The sequence below is a fragment of the Chryseobacterium sp. RLHN22 genome, assembly GCF_051011795.1.
Lineage (GTDB): Bacteria > Bacteroidota > Bacteroidia > Flavobacteriales > Weeksellaceae > Chryseobacterium > Chryseobacterium zhengzhouense.
Map to the genome: position 1 here is coordinate 1 of NZ_JBPCHW010000057.1, position 980 is coordinate 980.

Annotated in this window: 2 protein-coding genes; both read left to right on the plus strand. The window is 37.4% G+C overall.

The genetic code is table 11. The features are described 5' to 3' along the window. Positions 1-46 precede the first annotated feature (46 nt). Positions 47-571 carry a helix-turn-helix domain-containing protein gene (locus ACR1PN_RS20465; protein WP_433981538.1) on the plus strand — a complete coding sequence of 175 codons (525 nt, stop codon included), beginning with the start codon at positions 47-49 and terminating at the stop codon, positions 569-571. A gap of 20 nt (positions 572-591) precedes the next feature. Beyond that, positions 592-980, plus strand: a 389-nt coding sequence (locus ACR1PN_RS20470) for an IS3 family transposase (RefSeq protein ID WP_433981539.1), incomplete at its 3' end; no start/stop codon positions are given.

The following is a 980-nucleotide window of genomic DNA, read 5'->3' on the forward strand; positions in this document are numbered from 1 at the left end:
TGGACTGCCCCCAAAAAGTTAGACACTTTTTAGGGGCATTTTATTTATGGGAATATCAAAATATAGTTTATCATTTAAGTTGAGTTGCATTGAAAGAATTGCAAAACATAATCTTTCGGTGCACTCTTTGGCTCGGGAAATAGGTTTGGATGCATCTATCATTCGCAAATGGAAAAGGTTTTATGATTTATACGGAATTCAGGGGTTACAACGCAGGAGCAACCGCAGTTATGATGTAAAATTTAAGCTCAGGGTTTTAGAAACGATTGAGTCGCAAAACCTTTCTCTAAAGCAAGCTGCTGTCAGATTCAATATTGCTGCAGAATCCAGTATTATTAATTGGCGTATTGCTTACGAAAAATATGGTATTTTAGGGTTAAAGAATAAACCCAGAGGAAGACCATCAATAATGAGCAATTACCAACGAAAAAAGAAAAAGTCTGGCCAACCACTGACCAGAGAAGAAGAACTGCTATTGGAAAATGAAAGACTGCGTGCCGAAATTGATTTTCTAAAAAAGTTAGACGCCTTAGCTCTCAAAAACAACAGGCAAAAGCCATCGAAGAGTTAAGGCATCAATACAATCTGTCTGTGTTGCTGGATTGTGCAGGGATGGCCAGAAGCAGTTTTTATTATCATCAAAACAGCGCTCAGACCGACAAATATTCTGATGTAAAAGCAATGATAAAACAAATTTATCACAGGCACAAAGGAAGGTTCGGATACCGACGTATTACTTTGGTAATGAAAGAAAAAGGTGTCGTCATCAATCATAAAACAGTTTTGAGATTAATGAAAACATTAGGGCTGAAAAGTATTATACGGGTAAAAAGATACCAATCTTACCGGGGTGAGCAGGGGAAAATAGCACCCAATATTTTGAAAAGAAACTTTAAAGCCGGGCAGCCGAACAAAAAATGGGCAACTGATGTAACAGAGTTTAATGTCTCGGGAAACAAACTTTATCTGTCTCCGATAAT